Consider the following 278-nt stretch of genomic DNA (forward strand, 5'->3'; position numbering starts at 1 on the left):
GAGTTGGCAACCTCGGTTTGATGCCGATGAGCAAACGCTGGAGTTAAGCTTTAAAAGGCCTGCTGGTTATGCTGTCGCTCTAGTGGACTTTGGCAGCGCCGAGATTGAACTAGAACAACAGTTTAGCGGTTATCTGGCGTTGGCCAACGATCTGCACAAAGGGCGGGATGCCGGTTTACTATGGAAATGGCTAATTGATATTACCGCCATCGCCTGTTTGGTCTTTGCCTTAACCGGCTTCTATTTACTACTAAAAATGCCATCTAAAAAATCGGTTG

1 protein-coding gene is annotated in these 278 nt (G+C 47.1%); it reads left to right on the forward strand.

All coding sequences use genetic code 11. The annotated features are described in order from the left end of the window. The coding region (locus Q5762_RS38115) for a PepSY-associated TM helix domain-containing protein (RefSeq protein ID WP_315896896.1) at positions 1 to 278 on the forward strand (278 nt) is incomplete at both ends.

Source organism: Streptomyces sp. P9(2023) (assembly GCF_032436795.1).
GTDB lineage: Bacteria > Actinomycetota > Actinomycetes > Streptomycetales > Streptomycetaceae > Streptomyces.